3 protein-coding genes and 1 pseudogene are annotated in these 2,372 nt (G+C 76.5%); 1 reads left to right on the top strand and 3 read right to left on the bottom strand.

Going from position 1 to position 2,372, the window contains the following annotated elements:
• Positions 1-282: pseudogene (locus J0670_RS36040) on the top strand (hypothetical protein); the annotation flags it as partial.
• A 68-nt stretch (positions 283-350) separates the two neighbouring features.
• Here the strand turns inward: J0670_RS36040 and J0670_RS36035 are convergent.
• The 3 genes from J0670_RS36035 to J0670_RS36025 all read right to left on the bottom strand — a co-directional run.
• Positions 351-815 carry a GNAT family N-acetyltransferase gene (locus J0670_RS36035; protein ID WP_207816911.1) on the bottom strand — a complete coding sequence of 155 codons (465 nt, stop codon included), beginning with the start codon at positions 813-815 and terminating at the stop codon, positions 351-353.
• Between the two features lie 100 nt (positions 816-915).
• Positions 916-1,821: a spermidine synthase gene (locus tag J0670_RS36030; RefSeq protein WP_207816909.1), complete on the bottom strand. Its 906-nt coding sequence runs from the start codon at positions 1,819-1,821 to the stop codon at positions 916-918.
• A gap of 126 nt (positions 1,822-1,947) precedes the next feature.
• A partial coding sequence (locus J0670_RS36025; RefSeq protein ID WP_243438007.1) for a hypothetical protein occupies positions 1,948-2,372 on the bottom strand: 425 nt, incomplete at its 5' end.

The raw sequence follows: 2,372 nt of genomic DNA, 5'->3' as shown, positions 1-2,372 counted from the left end.
GAGGAGGCCGAGGACCCGCCGGTCCAGGAGGCGGCGGCCCGCGACGGGCGGGGCGCACCGGAAACCGCAGGTGCGGCAGGGGCCGTGGAGACGGCCGCAGCCCCTGCCGCACCGACGGGCGACGACACGCCCGAGGCGCTCGTCCTCGCCGACACGGCGACCGTGCCGGCCGTGAACGGCGGCTCCGCCACCGCGACCGCCGTCCTCGCCCCCATCGCGGCCGGACTGCTGCTCACCGGCGCGGCCATGTGCAAGCACCGCGGACTGCCGCGCGGACACTGAGCGGGCCCGGGCCCGCTCCGGCCCCGCGGGTCGAGACGCCTGGGCCGGGTCGAGTCGCCTGGGCCGGGTCAAGACGCCTGGGGCGCCAGGAGCAGCTCCATCAGCGGGAGTTCACGCCCGGGGATCGAACCGGACGGGATGCTGCCGATGCGGGTGGCGCCCATCGCCAGGTAGAAGGGCTCGGCGTTCGGGTCGGAGTCGATGGTGAGGCGGCGCAGGCCGAGTGCCCGGGCCTGGCCGCGGACGTGCTCGAACAGCACCCGGCCGATGCCCCGGCCGATCAGCTCGGGCTCGACGAACAGCATGTCCAGCGCGCCGGAGGGCGGAGCGCCGGTGAGCACCGCGAAGCCCAGCACCCGGCCGTCGTCCTCGGCCACCGCCGTCCGCGCCCGCTCGATCGCGGCGGCGTCGAGGGTCAGTTCCTCGCGGCAGGCGGCCATGAACGCCTCGTCGTAGCCCCAGTACGCCTTGGCCCGCAGGGCGATGCCGGTGAGCAGCTCGGCCTCGTCCGGACGGGCGGGTCGGACGTGCATGAGCTCTCCCTCGGGGTGGCGGTCGGACGGCGACGTCATTGTCCGCCGCAACTCGGTCGTCCGCCAACGGTTTTGCGCCGCGGCGGCGGAGGGGGCGGCCTCAGCGGAAGACGCCCGGGGGCGGCACCGGTGACGGGGCCGCGGTGGCGTCGGTGGCCGGGGTGGCCCCGGCGGTGAAGTCAGCGAGGGAGCGGCCGTGTTCGACGCGGCCGTGGGCCGGGTCGGAGGCGACCCGGCGGCTGAGCTCGGCGATCGGGAGGGGGGTGTGGGCGGCGGCCAGGATGAGGTTGCCGAAGCGCTTGCCGCGCAGCACGGCGGGGTCGGCGGTCAGGCAGAGCTCCGGGAAGACCGCGGCGAGGGTGGCGACCTGGGAGCGGGCGAAGGGCAGGGCGGCACCGTCGGCGATGTTGGCGGTGTACCAGCCGCCGGGGGCGAGGGCGCGGGCAGCGAGGGCGGCGAACTCGACACTGGTGCAGTGGGCCGGGGTCCTGGCGCCGGAGAAGACATCGGTGATGACCACGTCGACGCTGCCCTCGGGGGTGCGCTCCAGGACACTGCGGGCGTCCGCGCCGCGCACCTTGATCTGCCAGCCGCGCTCCAGCGGGAGTTCGGCACGGACGAGTTCAGTGAGCGCGGTGTCGATCTCGGCGACCTGCTGGCGGGAGCGCGGCCGGGTGGCGGCGACGTAGCGGGCCAGGGTGAGGGCGCCGCCGCCGAGGTGCAGGACGGTGAGCGGGCGGCCGGGCGGGGCTGCCAGGTCGATCAGGTGGCCGAGTCGTCGCTGGTACTCGAAGCCCAGGTGGGTCGGATCGGCGAGGTCGACCAGGGACTGCGGGGCACCGTCGATCAGCAGCGTCCACGCGGCGGGACGGTCGCGGTCGGGCCGCAGTTCGGCCAGGCCGGAGCCGACGGGACGGGTGAGCGGGCCCTGGGCGTGGGTGCGGCCGCCCGGCCCGGTGGTGGTCTCCGTCTCGCTGCCGCGGGCGGCTCTGCTGCTTCGTGCCATGTCGGCCATTGTCGGCCATCGTCGCCGCCGCGCGGAACGACTCCGCAGGTCGGAGCCCGGGGCGGGCGTGCCGGGGGGATCCGGCCGGAGGCTCAGGGGCCCGGCGGGATCCGCGCGGCACGCCCCCTAGAACGGGCCGAGGCCGCCCGCGGTGAGCGTGCAGGCGGCCTCGCAGAGGGCGGAGCGGAGCACCCAGGCGTCGGTGGGCCGGGCGACGCAACCGGAGCCGGACGGTGGGATCACCCAGCGCGGATCCGTGGCGGTGGGCAGCACGGCGCCCGCCGAACAGGAGCTGCCGGGCAGGTGCCAGGTCTCCCAGGTGCCGGCCGGGACGAGGAAGGAGACGGTGCTGCCGTTGCGGCTCTGCAGCACGGCCCCGCAGGCGCGGCGCAGCCGCAGGATGTCGACGGCCTCCAGGCCGTGCCGCAGGGCGACCGTCACGGTGTCGCAGGTGGTGAGCAGGGTGCCGTCCTCCGGAGCGGCGTGTTCGCGGTGCGGACCGCCACAGGAGCCGCGACCGCCCTCGACCGGGCCCCGGCCGGGGAACCGGT

The sequence above is a fragment of the Streptomyces sp. FH025 genome (assembly GCF_017427025.1).
Lineage (GTDB): Bacteria > Actinomycetota > Actinomycetes > Streptomycetales > Streptomycetaceae > Kitasatospora.
This window is presented reverse-complemented; position numbering and strand designations above follow the sequence as displayed.

What these genes read in the sequence shown, in the direction of transcription:
- J0670_RS36030 (WP_207816909.1), bottom strand. Translation starts at nt 1,821, where the DNA reads ATGGCACGAAGCAGCAGAGCCGCCCGCGGCAGCGAGACGGAGACCACC.
- J0670_RS36035 (WP_207816911.1), bottom strand. Translation starts at nt 815, where the DNA reads ATGCACGTCCGACCCGCCCGTCCGGACGAGGCCGAGCTGCTCACCGGC.